Source organism: Micromonospora ferruginea (genome assembly GCF_013694245.2).
GTDB classification, from domain to species: domain Bacteria; phylum Actinomycetota; class Actinomycetes; order Mycobacteriales; family Micromonosporaceae; genus Micromonospora; species Micromonospora robiginosa.
In genome coordinates this window covers 4,383,176-4,405,604 of the sequence record NZ_CP059322.2, presented here as the reverse complement: position 1 = coordinate 4,405,604, position 22,429 = coordinate 4,383,176, and the positions used below count along the sequence as shown (strand labels likewise).

Below are 22,429 nucleotides of genomic sequence, written 5' to 3'. Positions count from 1 at the left end.
GTGGCCGGCAACCGGTTCCGGTACGGGCAGTGGCGCGGCGGACCCGACCCGCTCGCCCCGCCGTACGACGTGCGCGCCGCCGTGGACGCGGTCGGCGCGGAGGTGCTCAACGGCGGCAGCCTGCGGGAGGCGCTGCGCGACCTGCTGCGGCGCGGCCCCGACGGGCGTGGCGGCCTGGAGGATCTGGCCGCCCGGGCCCGGCGGATGCGCCGGGAGGCGCTGCGCCGGGGCGACCTCGACGGCACGGTGACCCGCGCCCGCGCGCTCCTCGACCAGGCGCTCGCCGCCGAACGCGACGAGCTGCGGGGACGCGACGGCGACGACGCCCGGTTCGCCGAGGCGGTCCTGGACAACCTGCCCCGGTCCACCGCCCGCGCGGTGTCCGAGCTGGCGGGATACGACTGGGCCAGCGCCGAGGCGCGGCAGACCTACCAGCGGATCCTCGACGGGCTGCGGGGCGAGGTGCTGGAGCAGCGCTTCGCCGGGCTGCGGGACGCGGCGCGCGCCGCCGCCGACCCGGAGGCCCAGCGGCAGCTCGCCGAGATGATGCGGGACCTCAACGACCTGCTCGCCCGGCACGCCCGCTCGGAGGACACCACCGACGCGTTCGCCGAGTTCATGCGCCGGCACGGCCGGTTCTTCCCGGAGCACCCCCGGGACGTCGAGGAGCTGGTCGACGTGCTGGCCCGCCGGGCGGCGGCTGGCGAGCGGCTGATGCGGTCGCTGTCCGACCGGCAACGCGAGGAACTGGGCGGGCTGATGCGCCAGTCGCTCGGTGACCGGCTGGCCGGGGAGCTGTCCCAGCTCGACGACCACCTGCGGTCGCTGCGCCCCGACCTGAACTGGCAGCGCGGCGAGCGGGTCCGCGGCGACCAGCCGCTCGGCTACGGCGAGGCCGCCGGCGCGCTCGACGAGATCGCCGAACTCGACGAGCTGCTGGACTCCCTCGACCAGGATCAGGCCGGCGCCACCCTGGACGACGTCGACGTCGACGCGGTGGCCCGGACGCTGGGCCGCGACGCCGCCGACGACGTACGCCGCCTGCGCGACCTGGAACGCGAGCTGCGCCGCCAGGGCTGGGTCGACCGGGACGCGGACGGGCTGACGCTCAGCCCGAAGGCGCTGCGCCGGCTCGCCGGCACCGCGCTGCGGCGGGTCTTCGCCGACCTGACCGCCGGCCCGCGCGGCCAGCACGACCTGCGTACGGCCGGCGCGGCCGGCGAGGTCAGCGGCAGCTCCCGCCCCTGGGAGTACGGCGACGAGCAGCCCCTGGACGTGGTGCGCACGCTGACCCGGGCGGTCCGCCGGGCCGGCCCCGGCGTGCCGGTGCCGCTCGCGGTCGAGGACTTCGAGGTGGTGGAGACCGAGCGCCGGGCGTCGGCGGCGGTGGTGCTCTGCGTCGACCTGTCGTACTCGATGATCTCGCAGGGACGCTGGGGCCCGATGAAGCAGACCGCGCTGGCCCTGTCGCACCTGATGGCCACCCGGTTCCCGCAGGACGCGCTGCAGATCGTCGGCTTCGGCCGGGAGGCGATGCCGTTGACCCAGCAGGAGCTGGCGGCGGCGGAGCCGGACATGCAGCAGGGCACCAACCTCCAGCACGCGCTGCGGCTGGCCGGCCGGCACCTGCGCCGCCACCCCGGCGCCGAGCCGGTGGTGCTGGTGGTCACCGACGGCGAACCCACCGCCCACCTCGACCCGGAGGACGGCGAGGCGTACTTCCACTGGCCGCCGCTGCCGGAGACGATCGAGGCGACGATCCGGGAGGTGGACCGGCTGACCCGCTACGGCGCGACGCTCAACCTGTTCATGCTCGGCGACGACCCGGGGCTGCGCCGGTTCGTGGACGCGGTGGCCCGCCGGTCGAAGGGCCGGATGTTCACCCCCGACCTGGGCGACCTGGGCGAGTACGTCGTCTCCGACTACCTCCGCGCCCGCCACGGCCGCCGCTGAGGTGTAAGGAGGGGCCCCCGGTTAACGCATTCGGCATAGGAGGGGCCCCCTCCTAACACCGCAGCGCTCGCCGGGCCCGCCGATACGCCGGCTCGCGCCACCCACCCGTCCTCCCCGGTGCCCTGACGCACTCACGGTGTGCCGTCAACGCGCGGGCGGGCTGGTCGCGTCCCGGGTGGCTGGGAGGGCGTGAGGCACCCATGGTGTTCCAGCCACGCCTCCGTCGGCCGGTGGGTGGAACGTCATGGGTGTCTGGGCGGGCGTGAGGCACCCGTGGTGTTCCAGTGACGCCTCGGTGGGCCGGTCGGTGGAACGCCGCGGGTGTCTGGGAGGGCGTGAGACACCCATGGTGCTCCAGTGACGCCTCGATGCGCTGGTGGGTGGACCGCCATGGGGCTCCGGGGACGGGATGCACCCGTGGCGTTCCACTCGGCGAGCCGGGCCGGCCGGCGTTGTGCGGTGGTATCTGCTCGGGTGGGCGGGGTGTCCGGTTCGGTGGTGGTGGGTGGCACGCTGGCGGTGGAATCGGGGCGGGGTGCGGGGCGTTGTAACCCGGTGAACGACCGAGGAAGGCACGCCCCACGGCCCCACCCCCGCCGAGGGAATGACGGTGGCCGCCCGGTCGTTACACACACTCCCGGCGCCGCACCGCGAGCAGCCGGACCCCTTGATCTTTTCGAGCGCCTGACGGTGCCCACACCCCGCCCCCGCGGGGTGTGTCGACCCCCGAATGGAGCCCCCACCATGAACACGATCCTGCGTAAGAGCATTCTCGGTATTGCTGGTCTGGCCTTCACCGGTGGTGTGTTCGCCGGTCCGATCGCCGCCCACGCCGACACCCCCGCCCACGCCGCCAAGCCGGTCACGGCCGCGACCGTGCAGGGTGAGCAGTCGAGCATCAGCCTGAACGACGAGCAGACGGCCAACGTCAAGGCGATCATCGCCGCGACGAAGAAGGCCGGCCTGCCCGAGCGGGCCGCGGTCATCTCGATCGCCACCTCCCTGCAGGAGTCGAAGCTGGAGAACCTCGGCCACCTCGGCGACCGCAACGACCACGACTCGCTGGGCCTGTTCCAGCAGCGCCCCTCCTCCGGTTGGGGCACGCCGGAGCAGATCACCGACCCCGAATACTCCACCCTGGCGTTCCTGAAGGGGCTGAAGCAGGTCGACGGCTGGCAGGACATGCCGCTGACCGACGCCGCGCAGACCGTCCAGGTGTCCGCCTACCCGGACGCGTACGCGCAGTGGGAGAAGCAGGCCACCGACCTCGTCGCCCAGCACTGGACCAAGTAAGCAGCACCGCGAGGGCCGGCACCCCGAACGACGGGTGCCGGCCCTTCCGCGTACCCGGAACGGGTGAACCGGGCCGGGTAGCCGCGGTGCGGCCGGCGGAGACCGGGGTTGGATGCGGGCATGGACGAGGTGGACGCCGCCGACCTGCGACGGGCGTACGACGAGCTGTTCGCGGAGGTGGACGCGGGCGGGTTCGGGCCGCCGCCGGAGGGTGAGCTGAGCGCCGAGCAGATCGTCGCGCACCTCGCCGCCAACGACGAGTTGATGAGCGAGGCGACGGAGGCGGTGCTGGCCGGTTCGCCGTTCGCCTACTACGACGTGGACACCATCCACCGGCCGCAGCTCGACGCGCTGGTCTCGGAGTGCGGCGGGCTGGACGGCCTGGCCACGCTGCTGCGGGCCACCAGCCAGAAGCTCTGCTCGCTGGCCGAGCGGCTCGGGCCGGCCGCCGAGACGCCGGTGGAGACCGTGCTGCGGGAGGGGTTCGACCTGGACGTGGACGAGTCGCTTCCCTGGGGCCGGGCGCTGGACCTGCACATGCGGGTGCACCTTCCGCTGCACCTGACCCAGCTACGCGCCCTGCGCCGCCAGCCCCACCTCGCCTGAGGGCGCGCGGAAGGTGCGGCGGTAGGCCGTCGGGGACACGCCCACCCGGGCGTGGAAGTGCTGGCGCAGGGCGGCGGCGGTGCCGAAGCCGGCGTCGCGGGCGACCCGGTCGACGCTCAGGTCGGTGGTCTCCAGGAGCACCCGGGCGTGTTCGGTGCGCTGCTGGAGCAGCCACTGAGCCGGGCTGAGCCCGGTCTCGGAGCGGAACCGCCGGGTGAACGTGCGTACGCTCATCCGCGCGTGTGCGGCCAGCTCGCGCAGCGTGACCGGCTCGTGCAGCCGCTGCCGGGCCCACTCCCGGGTGGCCGTGGTGCCGGCCTCCGCGACCCGGGGCACCGGCCGTTCGATGTACTGCGCCTGACCGCCGTCGCGCCACGGCGGCACGACGCAGCGCCGGGCCGCCCGGTTGGCCACCGCGCTGCCGTGGTCGGTGCGGATCACGTGCAGGCAGAGGTCGACGCCGGCGGCCACGCCGGCCGAGGTGAGCACCCGGCCGTCGTCGACGAACAGCACCTCCGGGTCGAGGCGTACGCCGGGGTGCAGCCGGCGGAAGCGGGACGCGTACGCCCAGTGGGTGGTGGCGGGCCGGCCGTCGAGCAGGCCGGCGGCGGCGAGCACGAACGCGCCGGTGCAGATGGACATGATCCGGGCGCCCCGGTCGTGGGCGGCGCGCAGCGCGGACGCCACCTCGGCGGGCACCGTGCCGTCGGTGAGCGGCGGGCCGGCGTGGATGCCGGGGACGATCACCGTGTCGGCGCTCTCCAGCAGGTCGAGCCCGTGGTCGGGGAGCACCTGGAAGCCGGCGGTGCTGCGGACCGGCCGGCCGCCGGCGGTGCAGGTGCTCACCGCGTACAGCGGGGTCTGGTCCTCGGTGCGGGCGGCGCCGAGGACCTGGGCCGGGGTGCCGAGGTCGAGGGCGACCACGCCGTCGAGGGCGAGGACGGCGACGCGGTGCGGTACGACGGACATGGCCCGATTATTGCGCACGATGGCTTTCCGGCCACTCGTCCCGTCCCCACCAGCGGCCCGAGACTCGGCGGGTGAGAAGACTGCATCCCGCCTGGCTCGTCGCGGCGGTCGCCTTCGTGGCCCTGGTCGGCGCCGCCGGCTTCCGGGCCACCCCCGGCGTGCTGCTGCACCCGCTGCACGCCGAGTTCGGCTGGCCGCTCGCCACCATCTCCGCCGCCGTCTCGGTCAACCTGCTGCTCTACGGCGTCACCGCGCCGTTCGCGGCGGCGCTGATGGACCGGTTCGGGATCCGCCGGGTGGTGGCGTGCGCGCTGGCGCTGGTGGCGGCCGGCAGCGGCCTCACCGTGGCGATGACCGAGAGCTGGCAGCTCATCCTCTGCTGGGGCGTGCTGGTCGGGCTGGGCACCGGCTCGATGGCGCTGGCCTTCGTGGCGACGGTCACCGGGCGCTGGTTCGTGCGGCGTCGGGGCCTGGTCACCGGCGTGCTCACCGCCGGCGGCGCGGCCGGTCAGCTCGTGTTCCTGCCGCTGCTCGCGGTGCTGGTGCGCGACCACGGCTGGCGCACGGCGGCACTCGTCGTCGCCGGGGCCGCGCTGGCGGTCGTACCGCTGGTGGTGTGGTTGTTGCGCGAGCACCCGGCGGACCTGGGCCGGCCGGCCTACGGCGCGACCGAGGTCGTCCCGCCGGCCCGGCCGGAGGGCGGCGCGGCGGCCCGCGCGGTCGGCGCGTTGACCGCCGCCGCCCGGACCCGGCCGTTCTGGCTGCTCGCCGGCGGCTTCGCGATCTGCGGCGCGACCACGAACGGCCTGGTCGGTACGCACTTCGTGCCGGCCGCGCACGACCACGGGATGCCGGAGACGACCGCGGCCGGCCTGCTCGCCGTGGTCGGGCTCTTCGACATCGCCGGTTCGATCGCCTCCGGCTGGCTCACCGACCGGGTCGACCCGCGGCTGCTGCTCGGCGCCTACTACGCGTTGCGCGGGGCGTCGCTGCTGGTGCTGCCGAGCCTGTTCGCCGGCTCGGCCCGGCCGAGCATGCTGGTCTTCATCGTCTTCTACGGGCTGGACTGGGTGGCGACCGTGCCGCCGACCGTGGCGTTGTGCCGGGAGTGGTTCGGCGCGTCCGGCGCGGTGGTCTTCGGCTGGGTGTTCGCCGCGCACCAGGCCGGCGCGGCGGTCGCCGCGACCGGCGCCGGCCTGGTCCGCGACCGGCTCGGCGACTACGCGGCGGCCTGGTACGTGGCCGGCGCGCTGTCCGTCGGCGCGGCCGGGCTCTCGCTGCTGCTGCGCCGCCGGGGTGGGGAGCCGGCGTTCGCCCTGCCGGTGCCGGCCGGCCGGCGGGCCTGGAGCTATCGGGGCTGAGCGGTCAGCCGAGCGCCCACTGCTGCTCGGCGGCGCCGGTGCACGGCGCCTGTTCGAGCTCCCGGCCGGCCTCGGTGCCGGCGTCGTCGACCTGCGCGCACTTGCCGCTGTGCACGGCGACCAGGAGCACCGGGCCGGCGCCGGTCGGGTTGAGCTTCCACTGCTGGTTGGCCTGCCCGGTGCAGGTCCACTGCAACACGTCGGCGCCGTCGTCGCCGCTTGCCGCGTTGACGTCCAGGCACTTGCCGCTGGCGGCGTTGACCAGCAGGTAGGTGTCGGCGGAGACCGGCGTGACGACCCACTGCTGCTCCGGCCCGCCGGTGCAGTCGGCCAGCGCGGCCTGCGCGCCCTCCGGGTTGTCGCCGACCACGCCGACGCAGCGCCCGGACGGCACGCCCCGGACCACCTTCGGCGTGGCCACCGGCGCGGCGGGCGTGGTCGTCGCGGCGCTCGGGGTGGGCGACGGCGCGGCCTCCGTCGTCGGCGGCGGCGCCGAACTCGACTCGCTCGCCGCCGGGGTCGGCGCGGCCGCCGCCGGCACGATCTGCCGGTCGGCCCCGCCACCGAGCACGCCGGTGGCGAAGAAGGCCCCCAGGAGTACGCCGACCAGGGCGACGCCCAGCGCGATCCGCATCAGCGGGTCCCCGGGCAGCCGGACGCCACGGGCGCGGCGGGCGCCGTAGACGGTGCCGGACGGGTCGGTGTGCTGCTCGGCCATGGGGGCATCCTGACCCACCGGGGCGTCCGAGGGCCAGTCGACCCGGCGGCCGGGTGACTCAGTCGACGACCCGGACGTCCTTCCAGAACGCCACCCGGTCGCGGACCATCTCCGCGTCCGGCTTCGGCTCCGGGTAGTACCAGACCGCGTCCGCGCTGGTGGCGCCGTCGTGTTCGAGCGTGTAGTAGGAGGCGGTGCCCTTCCACGGGCAGACCGTGTGCGTGTCGGAGGGGCGGATCAGGTCGTCGCGCAGGGCGGACCGGGGAAAGTAGTGGTTCCCCTCGACCAGCACGGTGTCGTCGCTCTCCGCGACGACCAGGTCGTTCCAGACGGCTTTCGGCATGCCCTCCACGCTATGCCGGTGGCCGCGCGCCGGCCACCGGTCAGCGCACGGGTTCCGGGTCGGTGACGTCGGCGACGGTGGCGCCGAGCGCGGCCAGCGCGGCGTCCGCCGCGAGCGCGACGGCGAGGCCGTGCTCGCCCGCGCCGAGGGTGATCTCCCGGCCACGCAGCCGCTCGTCCGCGATCACCGGCCAGGCCGTGGTGGCCCCGAACGGCGTGATGGTGCCGCGCGCGTAGCCGGTGGCCTCCTTCGCGGCGGCGGCGTCCGGCAGGGACATCCGGCTCACCCCGAGCAGGGCGCGCAGCTTGGGCCAGGAGACGACCCGCCCGCCGGGGGTGAGCACGAACAGGTGGTCGCCCGCGCCGCGACGGACCACGATCGTCTTCACCACGTCCGGCACCTCGACGCCGCGGGCCGCCGCCGCCTCGGCCAGGCTCGCGACCGGCCCGTGCCGGATGACGCGGTACGGCAGTCCGGCGGCGTCGAGGGCGTCGAGAGCGGGGTTGACCATGGTCGTCACGGTAACCCGCGCGTCGCCGGCGGGTCGGCGGAAGGCCACCGTGGACATCCCACGAATTGTCGTACCCGGGCGTAAAGTGATCTCATGCGAGCTGTCCGTGATCATGAACGGGCGGTGGACGCGCTCCGGCGGTCCTACGCCGCGGTGCCCGCCGGCGAGACGGTGCGGCTGGCCAAGCAGACCTCGAACCTCTTCCGGCCCCGTTCCGCGCCGCGCGCCCCGGGGCTGGACGTGAGCGGGCTGACCGGGGTGCTGGCCGTGGACGAGGCGGCCCGCACCGCTGACGTGCAGGGCATGTGCACCTACGAGGACCTGGTCGACGCGACCCTGCCGCACGGGCTGATGCCGCTGGTCGTGCCGCAGTTGCGCACCATCACGCTCGGTGGCGCGGTGACCGGGCTGGGCATCGAGTCCACCTCGTTCCGCAACGGCCTGCCGCACGAGTCGGTGCTGGAGATGGACGTGCTGACCGGGGCGGGGAAGCTGGTCACCACCCGGCCCCAGGGCGAGCACGCCGACCTGCACCGGGCGTTCCCCAACTCGCTGGGCAGCCTCGGCTACGCCACCCGGCTGCGCATCGAGCTGCAACCGGTGGGCCGGCACGTGGCGTTGCGCAACATCCGGTTCACCCGGCTGGAGGAGCTGGTCGACGCGATCGGCGAGGTGGTCGACAAGGGCGCCTTCGCCGGCGAGCCGGTCGACGCCATGGACGGGGTGATGTTCAGCCCCGGCGAGTCCTACCTGGTGCTCGGCACGTTCACCGACGAGGCCGAGGGCCGCCCGTCCGACTACACCGGCCAGGAGATCTACTACCGCTCGCTGCGCCGCCGCACCCGTGACGTGCTGACCGCGTACGACTACCTGTGGCGGTGGGACACCGACTGGTTCTGGTGCTCGGCCGCGTTCGGCGTGCAGCACCCGCTGGTCCGGCGGCTCTGGCCGCAGCGCTACCGGCGCAGCGACGTCTATCACAAGATCGTGCGGCTGGAGCACCGGCACCAGGTGGCCGCCCGGGTCGACCGGTGGCGGGGCCGCCCGGCGCGCGAGCGCGTGGTGCAGGACGTGGAGATCCCGCTGGACCGGACGCCCGAGTTCCTCCGCTGGTTCGCGGGGAACGTGAAGATGGATCCGGTGTGGCTCTGCCCGCTGCGGCTGCGGGAGCCGGCCGGCCCGGGATCCGCCCGGGCCTGGCCGCTATATCCGCTCCAGCCGGGCGAGACATATGTGAACATCGGCTTCTGGGGGAGCGTGCCGATCACGGCGGGCGCCGCCGACGGCGACGTCAACCGGCAGATCGAGCACATGGTGTCGGAGTCGGGCGGGCACAAGTCGCTCTACTCCGACGCGTACTACGACCGGGACGCGTTCGACCGGCTCTACGGCGGGGAGACCTGGCGCGCCGTGAAGGACCGCTACGACCCGGATCACCGACTCACCGGACTGTACGAGAAGGCGGTATCCCGAGCATGAGTCTGACCGACCGAACACCGGGGGCGGCGAGCGCCTCCGCCGGACCACCGGCGGACGGCCGGCGCACCGGACCCACCGTGGCGGACGTGATCCGCGCGGTCACCACCGGCGACCTGCCCGTCCGCGTCACCGGATACGACGGCAGCGCGGTGGGCCCGGCGGACGCCGGGATCACCCTGTCGATCCGCACCGAGCGAGGGCTGTCCTACCTGCTCACCGCGCCCGGCGACCTGGGCATGGCCCGGGCCTACGTCAGCGGTGACCTGGGGCTGGACGGGGTGCACCCGGGCGACCCGTACGAGGCGTTGCGGGTGCTCAAGGACGAGATGCCGCTGCGCATGCCGCCGGTGGCCGACGCGCTGGCGCTGGTCAAGGCGCTGGGCTGGGAGCGGCTGCGCCCGCCGCCGCCCCCGCCGCAGGAGGCCGCGCCGCGCTGGCGGCGGGTGATGAGCGGGCTGCGCCACTCGAAGGTGCGGGACAGCAGCGCGATCTCGCACCACTACGACGTGTCGAACGCCTTCTACGAGAAGGTGCTCGGGCCGTCCATGACGTACACCTGCGCGGTCTTCCACAGCCCGGGCGACACGCTGGAGGAGGCGCAGCGTGCCAAGTACGACCTGGTCGCCGGCAAGCTGGCGCTCAGGCCGGGGATGCGGCTGCTGGACGTCGGCTGCGGCTGGGGCGGCATGGTCCGGCACGCGGCCCGGGAGTACGGCGTGAAGGCGCTGGGCGTGACGCTGTCCCGCGCGCAGGCCGAGTGGGCGCGGGCCGCGATCGAGCGGGAGGGGCTGGGCGACCTGGCCGAGGTGCGCCACCTCGACTACCGGGACGCGCCGCGCGAGCAGTTCGACGTGATCTCCTCGATCGGGCTGACCGAGCACATCGGGGTGCGCAACTACCCGGCCTACTTCGGCGCGCTGCGGTCCCGGCTGAAGCCGGGCGGGCGGCTGCTCAACCACTGCATCACCCGCGCCGACAACCGGGCGCCGCACCGCTCCGGCGCGTTCATCGACAGGTACGTCTTCCCGGACGGCGAGCTGGCCGGCCCGGGGCGGCTGGTCAGCGAGATCCACGACGCCGGGTTCGAGGTGCACCACGAGGAGAACCTGCGCCAGCACTACGCGCTGACGCTGGCCGGCTGGTGCCGCAACCTGGTCGACAACTGGGACTTCTGCGTGAACGAGGTCGGCGCGGGCACCGCCCGGGTGTGGGGCCTCTACATGGCCGGCTCCCGGATGGCGTTCGAGCGCAACGGCATCCAGTTGCACCAGGTGCTCGCCACGCACAACGGCCCGCAGGGGGTCAACGGCTATCCGTTGCGTCCCGACTGGACGCCCTGACCCGTACCGACGAGAGGCCGCGCCGCCCGCGCGGCCTCTCGTCGTTCCTATTGACAAAGAAGTTTTGTACGTACAAACTGATTTTGCCATGAGAGACGTCCTGTACCTGGAAGAACGCGAGCAGGCCGAAGCCCTGCTCAAGCCGCAACGCATCGAGGTGCTGCGGCAACTCGCCGAGCCCCGCACCTGCACCGAGGTCGCGGCCCGGCTGGAGCAGACACCGCAGCGCGTCTACTACCACGTCAAGCAACTGGTCGCGGCCGGCCTGGCCGAGCAGGTCGCCGACCGGCGGGTGCGCGGCATCACCGAAGGCATCTACCAGGCCGTCGCCCGGTCCTACTGGCTGTCCCCCCGGCTGGTCGGCCGCATCGGCGACGGGCGCCGGGTGCGCGACGAGCTGAGCCTCGGCTACCTGCTCGACCTGATGGAGGAGGTCCAGGCCGACATCGCCGCGCTGGACCGGGCCGCCCCCGAACTGCCCTCGATCGGCGTGTCCGGAGAGATCCGGGTGCCCGCCGAGCGGCGCCAGGAATTCCTGCACGACCTGCAGTCGACGCTGCGGGACCTGTTCACCCGCTACGGCGGCGCCGACGGAGACGCCTTCAAACTCGCCGTGGCCTGCTACCCGAAAGGCGACACCCATGACTGAGCCGCTGACCGTCCGCGCCCGCCTCGCCGCCGACCTGGCGACCGTCCGCCGCGCCCTGACCGACCCGGCCGAGCTGCGCGTGTGGCTGGCCGAACACGCCGAGGTCGACCTGCCCCGACGCTACGAGTTCTGGGGCCGCTACACGCCCGAGGGCGACGCGCCGCACCAACGGCTGCTGCACGCCGACGACAAGTCGCTGCGCTTCGCGTGGACGCTCGACGGGGTGGAGACCACCACCGAGTTCGAGCTGGCGCCCGACGGCGACGCCACCATCCTCACCCTGCGGCAGAGCCACTTCCTCATCGAGGAGGCGATGAACGGCAGCACCATCCGGGGCGTGCTCCAGACCTACTGGGCGCTGAGCGTCGCCAACCTCAACGCCCACCTGGAGGGCCGGCCGCTGCTGCCGCGCACCGACTTCACCTCCGCCGACCTGCGCGGCGAGCTGCTGATCGACGCCCCGATGGACAAGGTGTGGACGTCGCTGACCGACTCCGAGCAGGCCAGCGCCTGGTTCGGCTACCCGATCGGGATCGAGCCGTGGGCGGGCGGCCGCTACGCGATGGGCGGCTTCGAGACCGGCTACGCGGCCAAGGTGCTGGACGTGACGCCGGGGCGGGTCCTCTCGGTCGACTGGGGGCCCACCGGCGTGAGCACCTGGGAGCTGGCCGAGTCCGGCGGCCGGACCAGGCTGACGTTCGTGCAGTCCGGCTTCGACGAGGGCAACCCGCCGTACGCGGCCTGGACCGGCGCGGTGGCCGGCCTGGCCGAGCTGCGCCGCTTCCACGAACTCCCCGCGTGGCAGCCCATCTGGCTGGCCGACGAGGCCCCGACCGGCGCCTGACGGCCGCGAGGGGGTCCCGCGCAGCGCGCCGGACAAGCTGCGGGACCCCCGGGCAGTCGGAAAGGCGTCACTCCGATCAGGCCGGTGCGGACCTAGACTGGTCTGCGTTGCCCCATGCATGACGCGACCGCGTCCACTGTGCTCTCCACCGCGGCTAGAGGACGTCCGTGACCGGTGAACTCGTCGACCAGATCGTCGACCGATACTTCGGGCGGACCGGCCGGTTGCATGGGCCCTACACGGCCCCCGGTGGTGCGTCGCTGTCGACCGTACGGACCGAGATCATCCCCAGCACCCTCTATCGCTACGAACTGGTCGACGGCGACAGCCGTGCGCTGATCCTGCAGATCTACCTCAACATCGCGGCGCTCGGCGGGTTGATGTGGGAGCAGGAGATCCGCGTCCTCCTGCGCGCGAACGGCCTGCGTCACCCGGCGCTACCGGAGATCGTCGACGGCGGCTACGAGGACGACGGGGATGCCTCGCGCAACGGGTTCGCCTTCGTGGTCACGCGCGGCGGGTTGAACACGCTCGCCAGCGTGGCGGGCAGCACGGGCTTCCTGCACGAGCGTCCGGCCGAGGCGCTGCGGCACTTCTCCATGCTCGCCAGCGCCCTCGCGATCCTGCACGACCACGGCCTGATCCACCGCAACCTGTGGACCGGCTCGATCACCGTTGAACCCGTCAGCGAGGAGACCGACGAGCTCGTCCTGCGGCTGTCGCGGTTCGAGATGAGCACGCTCGTGGCGAACCTGCTGCGTGCGGCCACACTTGACGCGTCGTCCACCAACGATCAGGTACGTGAGCTGCTGCTCGACCAGCGCGACGGCTCCCGGGCGCTTCTCTACGCCTCACCGGAGCGCATCGACTTCCTGTTCCCGCCCGCTGACCGGGGCGGCTTCCTGGACGACCAGCGGTCCGACGTCTACAGCCTCGGCGTGGTGGTGTGGGAGTGGTTCTTCGGGCCGCTGTCCGTCGAGGTCCCGGCGCACCTCGGCGACACGGACGAGGTGCAGGTGTGGGCACGTGCGGCCCGGGAGCGGATGCGGACCCGCCTTCGGGAGGAGCGGAGCATCCCGCGCGCCCTGTGTGACCTGCTGCTGTGGATGCTCGGGGAACAGCCGGGTGACCGCCCGGAGTCGTCCATGGTCGTCACCCGGCTCGCCGAGCACTATGCGGTCCTGGCCAACCACTTCACCGCCCGGGTGAGCGACCGGCCGTTCCTGGTGGCCTACATGCCCAAGGAATCGATCCCGACGATCTACGAGTGGGGCTGGATCCGGTCCAGTCCGATGACGCCCGAGGGGCGGGCGGAGCTGGCCGCCTTCCTGGAGCACGACCTGCGCGCCGCGATCCTCGTCCACGCGCCGCACGGCTCCGACCCATACATCGACGCCGGCACCCACGTCGGCAAGCGCGAGGCGCAACAACTGCTGGTGGGCGAGCGGGCGGCCTGGTTCTGCCAGCCGTTCCGCCCCACCAACGCGTTGGGCATCGCCAGCGCCACCCCGATCGACGAGGTACTCCTCATCAAGTACGTGGTGCCGTTGGAGAGCCACCGCGCCCGCCGGATCCAGGCCCAGCTCGACCGCAGCCGCTTCCGGCAGCGACCGACGCCGATCCAGGCGATCGCCTACGACATCCACCCCAGGGAACTGGAGTCGCAGCGGTCGGGCCGGCCGTCCTGGCGCCCGCTCATCGAGTCGGTTCGTTCGCCCGTCGAACGGACCTCGGACGAGATGCTCTACGAGCAGGCGATCGAGTGGCTGCTCGAATACCAGGGGGTCGAGCTCCGGGCCCGGGAGTACGCATACAGCCGCGTCGAGACGTCCGGGGGAGGCCAGATCAAGCTGGTCTTCGACGACCTGCGGGACCTGGCACGACAGCATGGCCAACCGATGCTGGCGAAGTTCGCCTCATCCGTCCGGCGCCGCCCACCGTTCGCGCGGTTCTTCGAGAGCCTGTCGCTCCAGGACGGTAACGCGCTGATCGAAGCGGTCGCGGACGACCGGGGCGTGCCGGCCGACCGGGTCTTCTCCGGCAACGTCCGGTTTGTTCGGTTCGACAATGACACCACGCTTGTCGTCCAGGCCGTCGCTGGGACCGGCCGGCTGCCCGAGCGCGGCTGGTTGCGTCCCGCGGACGACTTCGGGACGCGAATCGCGCTGCAACGCCAGCTCGCCGCCCGATGGGAACTGCTGGACAACCGCACGCTGCTGGACCAGTTGCGCAACCCGGTGACCATCCGGGGCGTGCCGACGCGGTGGCAGCAGGCGATCCACGCGTTCGACAACGGCGACCCCAAGCCGCGGCCGCTGGGCGGCAGCAGCGCGGAGACGGTGCTGGAGATGCTGGTCTCCCAGCCTTTCTACGCCGTGCAGGGACCGCCCGGCACCGGTAAGACCGAGATCGCCAGTCGGGCGGTGGCCGCGTACCTCACCGCGGACCACGGCTCCCGGGTGCTGATCTCGGCCCAGGCCAACTTCGCCCTGGACAACCTCGCCGAGCGGCTCCTGCGTTACCTGGGCGCGCTGGACGAGCACGGCCGGATGGTGGTCAAGCAGGACCTGCTGCCGGTGCGTATAGTCTCGCCTTCGACGGACACCGTGGACGCGACGCCGATGGGGCAGTTCAAGCTCTCGCAACTGACGCCGCAGCGGCGGAAGATGATCGCCGACGCGGTCAAGCAGGATCTTTCCCGGGACGACGGCTGGACAGCGGTCCGCGAGCGGTACCTGGCCGCCCTGCCGGCCGCGCTGCCCGAACTCGACGACCGGTTCCTCCGCGGCGCGAACCTCGTCTTCGCGACCTGCCTCGCGGCGACCCGCGGAGCGCTGGCCACCACCGACAGCTCGCTGTTCGACTGGGTGGTCGTCGAGGAGGCCGCGAAGGCCTGGCCCGGGGAGCTGGCCATCCCGCTCTCCCAGGGACTGCGCTGGACCCTGCTGGGCGACCACAAGCAGCTTCCGGCCCACCGGCGCGACGACGTCCTCGGCTTCCTCGGGGAGTGCGCGCTCGACCCGAACCCGGACCTCAACGTGCACGGGCGCCGGCAGGCTGAGTACGAGCGGGTGTTCTCCCTGTTCGGCGCGCTCTTCGACGACGAGATGCCGGCGGCGCGAGGGCCGCTCAACCGCCCGTTGCGCACGCTGGACAGCCAGTTCCGGATGCGTCCGGCGATCGGCGAGTTGGTGAGCCGGGTGTTCTACCCCGCCGCCGGCGGGCCGGAGTGGACCGGCGGGCACCTCCCGCCGGGAAAGGTGTCCTCACCGGTCGACGGCGATCCGCACCGTTTCGTGAGCCCCGAGGCGATCAGGGGCCGGGACCTGGTCTGGCTCGACACCGCCAAGGTTGCGGCCTGCCAGGACGTCGAGGCGTGGAGCAACGAGGGTGAGGCGCGGATCGTGGCCGACTTCGTGCGCCGGCTCCGCCCCGCGCCGGCTCCGGACGGGCTCACCGTCCTCACCCCGTACCGCGAGCAGAAGGACCTGCTCCACCGGCTGGGCCTGCCGATGGAGCAGCTCTCCACCGTGCCGGCCTTCCAGGGCCGGGAGTCGGACGTGGTCGTCCTGTCCCTGGTGCGCGACCGGCTCCGAGGCGACTCCCCGATCAGCAACATCGGCTACCTGATCCAGCCCGAGCTGGCCAACGTGATGATGTCGCGCGCCCGCAAGCTGCTGGTCATCGTCGGCAACTTCGACCACTTCGTCGGCGTCGGCGACTTCTGGGCCCGGGTGTGCGCCGGCGTCGAGCAGTTCGGGGTACGCCTCGACGCGGCCGAGGTGATGGCGGAATGAGCGCCACCACGCTCTACGTGCCCTGCGAGGTGATCCGGGTTCGGGTCACGTATGGGTACGGGGAGGGGCTCAGCCCGATCGAGTTGGTGATGCTCGGCGCGGTCTGCCAGCGACCGGACGGTGTCGCCGTCGAGGAACTGCTGACCCTGTTCCGGCTCGGCGAGCGGGTCACCCTGGACCTGCTCGGCGATCTGCTGCGACGCGGCTACGTGGTGGTGGACTTCGGCACCGCGATGGTGCGCCCCGCGCCGGGGATCGGTCCGATGCAGCTGGGCGCCCTGCGAGGTGCGGAACGATCCAAGGCGACCGTCGACCTGATGGTCGACCGCCTGGTCGGCGCGGTGTTCCCGGTCGAGGAGGGCCGGCGCCGTTCGGGTGACTACCGCTTCGAGGTGCCCGCGCCACTCAACGCCCACGAGGACCGGATCACCGAGGCGCAGTTGCTGGCCGTGCTGGACCGCGCCTTCGAGCGGGACCAGCTCCGGCGCAAGGAGAAGCGCCTTCCCGGCCGGACGCCCCGGGTCATCGCCGCCCACCTCGCGCCGGACCACCTCGGCAGCACCGGGGAGCTGCGCTGGTTGCCGGTGGATGTCACGGTCCGCGAGGACGAGGCGACCAATCTGCTCCGGTTCGCGGTGACCGATCGCCGGCTGACCGTAGCCCAACGGGCGCTCGCGGAGTCCCGCCTCGGGCAACTCGTGGCGGACCAGTCCGACAGCCGCTTCGCCCAGGCGCTCCGCGGTTGCGTGGACCGTACGTTCACGGAGCCACCGACGCTGCCGGAGCTGCTGAGCCGGTTCAATCGGCAGACGGCGGCCGCCGGACACGCCAAGGCGGGCACCCGGATCCAACGCCACCAGGACCTACGGGCCGACTACGAGAGCATCGCCAACGAGCTGCGTGCCCTGCGTGACGCCGAGATCGAGGCCACCGCCGTCGGCGGGCGGGAACGGCACGACGAACTGGTCGCCCAACTCGTCGCCGACGCGCATCAGCAGATCGTGCTGGTGTGCCCGACGCTGCACTACGACGTGCTCATGCGCTACTTCCCGCTGCTGGAGGCGGCGCTCGGGCGGGGTGTCCAGGTGGTCCTGATCTGGGGTGACGGCCGCGAGGCGGAACTCCCCTCGAAGGTCCGCACAGCCCTGTCCAGCCTTCAGTGGCGCAACGACGGCAGTGACCTGTCGCGGTTGCTGTCGTCGACCATGCCGAGCCGGCTCAACGCGGCGCTCGTCGTCGCCGACGACCGGGAGGCGCTGGTGACCGGCTACCACTTCCTGCGCCGGGACGAAATCGGCCTCCAGCAGGTCGGCCTGCATGTCCGCGCTCCGCACGCCGGGCCCTGCCTGCCGATCGAATCGTTGCTGCTGTGGGCCCGACGCACCCTCCAGCACCAGTACGGGCAACTCATGCTGGTCCGGCACGACGAGTTCGACCCCGTCCCGGTGGGAGCCCCGGCGCGGGTCACCGACGCTGCGCCCCGCTGGCCGGAATCGGAGGCCCCGGCACCCGGGCCGCCGCCGGAGGGTGAGACGGACGAGCTGACCGCCAGCCAGGTCAAGCTGTGGGCGGAGCAGTGGCAGAACGCCGCGGCCCGGCTGGCCCAACTGGTGGCCGGTCGTACGCTCCCGCGCGTGCGCCTGGTCGAGGACGCGGCCCACCGGGAGCTGCTCTGGGACGCGCTGCGCCGGCCCGGGCGGCGACTCGTGCTCGGCGGCTTCCTGGCGCACCCCGACGCGCTGGACCCGCGGTTGCTCACGGCCATCGACGAGCGGGCATCGGCCGGCCGTCGGATCTCGCTCGTCTACCACCGGTCGACCGCCTCCGGGACCGGCCGCGACGCCCACGGCTCCCTCCAGGGGCTCGGCGGCGCCACGCCGGTGACGGCCGAGCGCCGGCCGACCAACGCCCGGGTGCTGGTGACCGACGACCGGGCGGTCGTGGGCAGCTTCGACTTCGTCGGCAGCAGCGGCCGGACCGGCGCGCGCTACCGGGAGAAGGCCGAACTCGGCCTGGAGGTGGTCGGGAGGCAGGTCGTCGACGACATCGCCCGGCTGCTCGGCATCGAGGTGGTGGAATCCGAGGCACCCGTCGCCAGTGAGCAGGCTCCGGCCGTCGAGCTGTCGGCGGCGGGGCGGCTGCTCGGGGCCGTGGCGAACCTGCCGGCCGACGACCGGGCCGGGGTGGTCGTCGCCCACCTGACCGGGAACGCCGAGGACTGGCAGCTCCTGGAGGACCTGCACCACGTCGACGCGCCGGACGAGATCCTGCGCGTCGCCGCCGCCGCGATGCTGCGTCGGGACCAGCGGCGGAACACGCCGACGGCTCAGCGCTGGATGCACTGGTTGGCCGGGGAGGCGTGGCACCGGGGCGCGTTCGTCGAGGCGGCACTGCTGCGGTCGGCGGTCGTCGACCCGGTGCTGCGTCCACGTACCAAGGTCACCGCCGTGGCCGCCGCGCGTCGAGGGCCCCGGGTCGGCAGCGCCCTCATCGACGCCTGGAGCGACGACCTGGCGTCGGCGGAACATCAGGCTCTCGCCGTGCTGGCCGCCGTGGACCTGCTCCTGGCCGACGGGCAGCCGGCCGTGCTGTCCAACCTGGTCGACAACGACGTGCCCGACCTGCTGCCGCTGTTCGAGCTGGTCGAACCGTGGGCGGATCTCGTCACGCTGACCACCAGGTACTGGAAGTCCACCAGCGGGCCGTTGCCGCTCCGGGTCATCAACGCGGACAATGCCGGCACCGACCGGCGACAGGTCCTCGACAGTGCCTGGCAGTCCCTGGGCACCGCGGTCGACCAGTGTCGCAATGCCCGTCTCGGGTTCAAGCTGGCCAGCCGGCATCTGTTCGGCACCCATGGCGTCTACCACGCGATCGTGGACGCGGTGGCGGACCGGAACGTCGACGCGGTGCGGGAATGGGTCGGCGGGGCAGGTGGGGTGGACGCGCAGGAGCAGTTCAGCGCCGCCGAACGAGAGGCTGCGGGCCTGCGCAAGCCGACTCCGGTCGCGCGCACCCAGCCGTACGTGGACAGGATGCGGCGGATCCAGGACGCGGCGGGCGCGCTGCTGCGTTGCCACGACGAGGAGGTGGGCGAGGCGCAGGACCTCCGAGCCGACGTGGCCCGGGTCTTCGCCCGCCAGCTCCACCACCTCTGGCCCCGGCTGCGCCAGGCGTCGGTCGACGGTCCGGAGTCGATCGTGATCGAGACGGCGTTGGACGATCTCGCCCTGGTGCAGAGGTGGGGCTCGACGTGAACGAGAACCTGATGGACGTATTGCCCACGTGGTCGCAGCGGTGGCGGTTCCCAGAGCTGGTCGCGGTGCGGGAACGGTCCGCCGACCCGGATGACACGGATGTCCTCGACGCCCTCCTGGACGGCCTCGCCCAACCGGTGACCGCCCCCGCCGACGCGGTCCGCCGGCTGGTCGGGCTGGGCGAGTTCCGGGTCGCCGCCGGCCTGTGGCGGGACGACGCGCTGATGGGGTCGCTGACCGCCACCGACCGGGCCGCACTTTCCGCCGTGATCCTCGACGGCGAGCAGGCGGCCCTGGCCGACGTGGAGCGGCGTCGCAACGAGCTTGTCCAGCGTGAGGGCCGGGTCGCGTTCTCGACGTCGGAGCCGGAGGGCCTCCGGGCGGCCGTCGGTCGCCCGGCCGAGCTGAACGCGTTGTTCGACGAGTGGCGCGGCCGGATCGAGAAGGCCGAGAAGGCCCGAGCCCGGGACATCCGCCAGCGGCTCGCCGCCCGGACGGACGACGCCCCCGAGTGGAGGGAGGCGGTCGAGGACTGCATCAAGGCGGGTGAGCTGACCGCGGCGACGGACATCCTGGAGGCCGGCCCGACTCCGTTTCCGGACGCCTCGCCCTTCGCGGCGAGGCCCCGGGCCGCCTGGCCGTGGGGGGAGTGGAAGCTGGTGCAGTTGTTGCAGTGGTACGCCGACCCGGGCCTGGCCCCGGCGGGCTTCAACGTGCGCTGGCGACCGCCGGCGGAGGACGACGCCGCGGCGGGTGTGATCGACGCGTTGCGGGCGCTGCGGGAGACCGTCGACCGCGGCACGGTCACCGAGTTCGTGCGGGCCTTCCACATCCTCCTCGACGTGCCAGGTGTCCCGCACGTGGTGGCGGACGAGGCGGAGGGCTTTCGGGCGGAGCTGTGCGGGCTCACCGACGCGCGGCTGCCCCGTGAGCTGCTTCCCGACCGGATGACGCTGTGGTTCGGCCCGGCGGACTGGACCCCGCCCACGGAGCGTTCGCCGGCTGTCTGGTTCCGGCTCGACGCACCCCCGTCCGCCGGGTCCGGCGGACCCGCTGTGCTCACCCCCCAGACCGTCTTCGAGCTGGTCGCGCCGGACCACGGCCGGGCCCGGTCGTACGCCGCCCGGCGTATCCACCTGCTGCGCGAGCTCTGCCGGCAGCTCGACCTCGACGACCTGATCGGTCCGGACACCGAGCTGCTGTTCGAGCCGGCGACGTTCCGCACCGGGGTGGGCTGGTTGCTCGAACTGCTCGGTGTCCGCGTCGACGGAGTGACCCTCGATACGTTGATCTACGACACCGCCCGGCATCCGGTGCTTCTCCGTGCCGCCCTCGACCATCTGCTCGGGCCGCGGGCCTCCCGACCGGACCGGATCACTACGCAGGACCTCGCACGGTGGCGTGCCGACCGCGCCGGCGTCGAGCGCCTCTGCGCCCGCCTTCGGCGGGGTCTCGACCGGCGCTCGGAGGCGGTGCTTGCCGCGGCCGTCCTGACCGGCATGGACTTCGGCGCAGAGCCGTTCACCGCTGACGATCTCGCCGCCCGGCTGCTGGAGGTGCAGGTCGAGGCGGAGGCGGACGGGCCTCGGCGGCCGGCGACCGACCTCGTCGACGTCGATCGAGCCCTGGAGCGGCTGGTCGACGCCGGGTTGGTTGTGGTCCGTCCCGAGGACGGCGGTCACCGACTGCGCAGCGCCGGTCTGCTGTCGCTGCTGACCACCGGCGCCGACTGGGCGGCGGTGGCCGGCGAGATCCTCGACCGCCTCGCCGAGCGGTTCGACGAGGTGCTGGAGAGCGTGCAGACCGAGCTGTCCAGACAGGCGGTCCTGCACTGGATCAAGAATGACCTTGAGGCACTCGACCTCCAGATCGACAGCATCCGGCAGTACGCCGACGTACTGCCGGAGGAACCGCGAGAGATGTGGAAGCTGCTCGCGGAGACCCTCAACCGGCTGCAGAAGGCGCGGCAGGCAGCCGGCGACGGCATCCGGGAGCGGTTGCGGGCCGAACGGGTGGATCTCGTGAAGCTGCTGGAGGAGTTGGTCGCCATGGAGCGCCGCTACCAGCGTGACGCCGCGCTCGACCTGGACGCCGAGGACGGTCCGGTCGTGGTGGAGGCGAGCTACTTCCTGCTCGACCAGGCAGTGCGGAACCTGCTCACCAACGCGGTGCAGCAGTTCCGGACGCGGGGCGGCGGTCGGATCCAGGTCCGGCTGCGCAACCTGGCCGGCGTCGCCCCCGCCGAGGGAGACTGGGCGGTCATCGAGGTGCACGACTCCGGGCCCGGCCTGACGGCCGAGCAGCGGGAGCGGTTCGAGGCGGGGGAGAGGTTCAGCAGCCGCACCGGTGGCGAGGGCACCGGCCTGCGTTACGCCCGTTCGCAGATCGACTACTGCGGTGGCAGCCTGACGCTGGATCCGGGTCGCAGCGACCTGGGCGGCGCCCTATTCCTGATCCGGCTGCCGCTGGCGTCGTCGTCGCCGGAGCTCAGCCGCCCGGGCTGAACAGGCGATCGATCATGATCCGGACGTTGATCCCCGCATTGCCCTCACCCTTCCGGTAGACGCCGACCACCCCGTAGCGCTCCACGCTTTCGGACTCGAATCCGGCCGGGGTGTCGGCGGTCATCAGCACACTGCGGGTGTCGGTGTGGTCCCTCAGGTATTCCAGGACGTGCAGACCGAGCCCGTCGTTCATGTTCTGTTCGAGGTGCCGGTCCACCAGTGCGCCATCGAAGTCGAGTGGGCCGTCGGCGGTGAGCCGATCCCACTCTTCGAGGCTGCGCACCAGGGTGCAGTCGAACTCCGGACGCAGCCGGATCATCAGGGTGCGCCCCAGCACGTCGTTGTCCTCGACGATGAGTAGCCGGCGGCGAGCCCCGGGGATGGGCGCGGGCCGGCCGCCGACAGCACGCGGCCTGGCGTTCGGCGGCGTCGGTGTGTCGCCGGTGGATCGCCGCAGCGCCTCGGCCAGGTGGGTGTGCCCGAGAGCGTCGAGATGATCGGGCAGCTCGCCGAGCCGGTCGCGGCTCTCGACCAGTTCCCACAGCGCCGCCACCTGATCGCCGGGAGGGAAGCGTTCCCGCTCGACCGGGCTGATCCCGTAGAGGTCGGCCAGCTCCCGAACGTTTTCCCGCTGCATCCTGCGGCAGAAGTCCACCTTGGCCCAGCCGGGGAACGGATTGCCGCCACGGCGGCGCGGGACCGCTCGCTGATCCAGCATCGTGGCCTGCCTCCTGCCGCGAGGCTCCGGTCGGTCGGCGCCTCGTCGCTCGTCGCGGGCCCGCCCGGGCTGCCAGGGCTGCGGACG

General features: G+C 73.0%; 16 protein-coding genes. 11 read left to right on the top strand and 5 right to left on the bottom strand.

All coding sequences use genetic code 11. The features are described 5' to 3' along the window. From H1D33_RS19105 to H1D33_RS19095, 3 genes are all read left to right on the top strand, one after another. Complete coding sequence (locus H1D33_RS19105) at positions 1-1,953, top strand: VWA domain-containing protein (RefSeq protein ID WP_181571848.1); 1,953 nt, start codon at positions 1-3, stop codon at positions 1,951-1,953. A gap of 744 nt (positions 1,954-2,697) precedes the next feature. Then, a complete protein-coding gene (locus H1D33_RS19100; RefSeq protein WP_181571849.1) occupies positions 2,698-3,246 on the top strand; it encodes a hypothetical protein in 549 nt (182 codons plus the stop codon). A 129-nt stretch (positions 3,247-3,375) separates the two neighbouring features. Continuing rightward, positions 3,376-3,852, top strand: a complete 477-nt coding sequence (locus tag H1D33_RS19095; protein ID WP_181572670.1) for a hypothetical protein — start codon at positions 3,376-3,378, stop codon at positions 3,850-3,852. Here the strand turns inward: H1D33_RS19095 and H1D33_RS19090 are convergent. Beyond that, a complete protein-coding gene (locus H1D33_RS19090; protein WP_181571850.1) occupies positions 3,817-4,821 on the bottom strand; it encodes a GlxA family transcriptional regulator in 1,005 nt (334 codons plus the stop codon). The genes H1D33_RS19095 and H1D33_RS19090 overlap by 36 nt on opposite strands. Before the next feature lie 71 nt (positions 4,822-4,892). On the opposite strand from H1D33_RS19090, the gene H1D33_RS19085 reads away from it, so the two are divergent. Then, complete coding sequence (locus H1D33_RS19085) at positions 4,893-6,182, top strand: MFS transporter (RefSeq protein ID WP_181571851.1); 1,290 nt, start codon at positions 4,893-4,895, stop codon at positions 6,180-6,182. Between the two features lie 4 nt (positions 6,183-6,186). Here H1D33_RS19085 and H1D33_RS19080 read toward each other — a convergent pair whose 3' ends face one another. The 3 genes from H1D33_RS19080 to H1D33_RS19070 are packed head-to-tail and all read right to left on the bottom strand — an operon-like array spanning position 6,187 to position 7,754. Then, complete coding sequence (locus H1D33_RS19080; protein ID WP_181571852.1) at positions 6,187-6,900, bottom strand: RICIN domain-containing protein; 714 nt, start codon at positions 6,898-6,900, stop codon at positions 6,187-6,189. A gap of 58 nt (positions 6,901-6,958) precedes the next feature. Further along, entirely contained in the window at positions 6,959-7,243 is a 285-nt protein-coding gene (locus H1D33_RS19075) for a DUF427 domain-containing protein (protein WP_181571853.1), read from the bottom strand. A 40-nt stretch (positions 7,244-7,283) separates the two neighbouring features. Then, the gene (locus H1D33_RS19070) at positions 7,284-7,754 is read right to left on the bottom strand and encodes an aminoacyl-tRNA deacylase (protein ID WP_246412008.1); all 471 of its coding nucleotides are present in this window, start codon (positions 7,752-7,754) and stop codon (positions 7,284-7,286) included. Between the two features lie 93 nt (positions 7,755-7,847). Between H1D33_RS19070 and H1D33_RS19065 the strand changes: the two genes are divergently transcribed. The 7 genes from H1D33_RS19065 (at position 7,848) to H1D33_RS19035 (ending at position 21,624) form a co-directional block, all read left to right on the top strand. Then, the gene (locus tag H1D33_RS19065) at positions 7,848-9,233 is read left to right on the top strand and encodes an FAD-binding oxidoreductase (RefSeq protein WP_181571855.1); all 1,386 of its coding nucleotides are present in this window, start codon (positions 7,848-7,850) and stop codon (positions 9,231-9,233) included. After that, entirely contained in the window at positions 9,230-10,573 is a 1,344-nt protein-coding gene (locus H1D33_RS19060; RefSeq protein ID WP_181571856.1) for a class I SAM-dependent methyltransferase, read from the top strand. Before H1D33_RS19065 ends, H1D33_RS19060 begins: the two co-directional genes overlap by 4 nt. Before the next feature lie 88 nt (positions 10,574-10,661). Beyond that, positions 10,662-11,222 carry a winged helix-turn-helix domain-containing protein gene (locus H1D33_RS19055; protein ID WP_181571857.1) on the top strand — a complete coding sequence of 187 codons (561 nt, stop codon included), beginning with the start codon at positions 10,662-10,664 and terminating at the stop codon, positions 11,220-11,222. After that, complete coding sequence (locus H1D33_RS19050) at positions 11,215-12,066, top strand: SRPBCC family protein (RefSeq protein ID WP_181571858.1); 852 nt, start codon at positions 11,215-11,217, stop codon at positions 12,064-12,066. The genes H1D33_RS19055 and H1D33_RS19050 overlap by 8 nt, the downstream gene beginning before the upstream one ends. A 167-nt stretch (positions 12,067-12,233) precedes the next feature. Continuing rightward, positions 12,234-15,863 carry an AAA domain-containing protein gene (locus H1D33_RS19045; RefSeq protein WP_181571859.1) on the top strand — a complete coding sequence of 1,210 codons (3,630 nt, stop codon included), beginning with the start codon at positions 12,234-12,236 and terminating at the stop codon, positions 15,861-15,863. Next, positions 15,860-19,120, top strand: coding sequence for a phospholipase D-like domain-containing protein (locus H1D33_RS19040; protein ID WP_181571860.1), 3,261 nt, complete (start codon positions 15,860-15,862; stop codon positions 19,118-19,120). The genes H1D33_RS19045 and H1D33_RS19040 overlap by 4 nt, the downstream gene beginning before the upstream one ends. Before the next feature lie 11 nt (positions 19,121-19,131). Next, positions 19,132-21,624, top strand: coding sequence for a sensor histidine kinase (locus tag H1D33_RS19035; RefSeq protein WP_181571861.1), 2,493 nt, complete (start codon positions 19,132-19,134; stop codon positions 21,622-21,624). Here the strand turns inward: H1D33_RS19035 and H1D33_RS19030 are convergent. Then, the gene (locus H1D33_RS19030; protein WP_181571862.1) at positions 21,608-22,342 is read right to left on the bottom strand and encodes a response regulator; all 735 of its coding nucleotides are present in this window, start codon (positions 22,340-22,342) and stop codon (positions 21,608-21,610) included. The genes H1D33_RS19035 and H1D33_RS19030 overlap by 17 nt on opposite strands. Positions 22,343-22,429: the final 87 nt, after the last annotated feature.

Excerpts from the sequence above, each read along its gene's own strand:
- H1D33_RS19100 (WP_181571849.1), top strand. The coding sequence starts at position 2,698 with ATGAACACGATCCTGCGTAAGAGCATTCTCGGTATTGCTGGTCTGGCC.
- H1D33_RS19090 (WP_181571850.1), bottom strand. The coding sequence starts at position 4,821 with ATGTCCGTCGTACCGCACCGCGTCGCCGTCCTCGCCCTCGACGGCGTG.
- H1D33_RS19080 (WP_181571852.1), bottom strand. The coding sequence starts at position 6,900 with ATGGCCGAGCAGCACACCGACCCGTCCGGCACCGTCTACGGCGCCCGC.
- H1D33_RS19075 (WP_181571853.1), bottom strand. The coding sequence starts at position 7,243 with ATGCCGAAAGCCGTCTGGAACGACCTGGTCGTCGCGGAGAGCGACGAC.
- H1D33_RS19070 (WP_246412008.1), bottom strand. The coding sequence starts at position 7,754 with ATGGTCAACCCCGCTCTCGACGCCCTCGACGCCGCCGGACTGCCGTAC.
- H1D33_RS19065 (WP_181571855.1), top strand. The coding sequence starts at position 7,848 with ATGCGAGCTGTCCGTGATCATGAACGGGCGGTGGACGCGCTCCGGCGG.
- H1D33_RS19060 (WP_181571856.1), top strand. The coding sequence starts at position 9,230 with ATGAGTCTGACCGACCGAACACCGGGGGCGGCGAGCGCCTCCGCCGGA.
- H1D33_RS19055 (WP_181571857.1), top strand. The coding sequence starts at position 10,662 with ATGAGAGACGTCCTGTACCTGGAAGAACGCGAGCAGGCCGAAGCCCTG.
- H1D33_RS19050 (WP_181571858.1), top strand. The coding sequence starts at position 11,215 with ATGACTGAGCCGCTGACCGTCCGCGCCCGCCTCGCCGCCGACCTGGCG.
- H1D33_RS19040 (WP_181571860.1), top strand. The coding sequence starts at position 15,860 with ATGAGCGCCACCACGCTCTACGTGCCCTGCGAGGTGATCCGGGTTCGG.
- H1D33_RS19035 (WP_181571861.1), top strand. The coding sequence starts at position 19,132 with ATGGACGTATTGCCCACGTGGTCGCAGCGGTGGCGGTTCCCAGAGCTG.
- H1D33_RS19030 (WP_181571862.1), bottom strand. The coding sequence starts at position 22,342 with ATGCTGGATCAGCGAGCGGTCCCGCGCCGCCGTGGCGGCAATCCGTTC.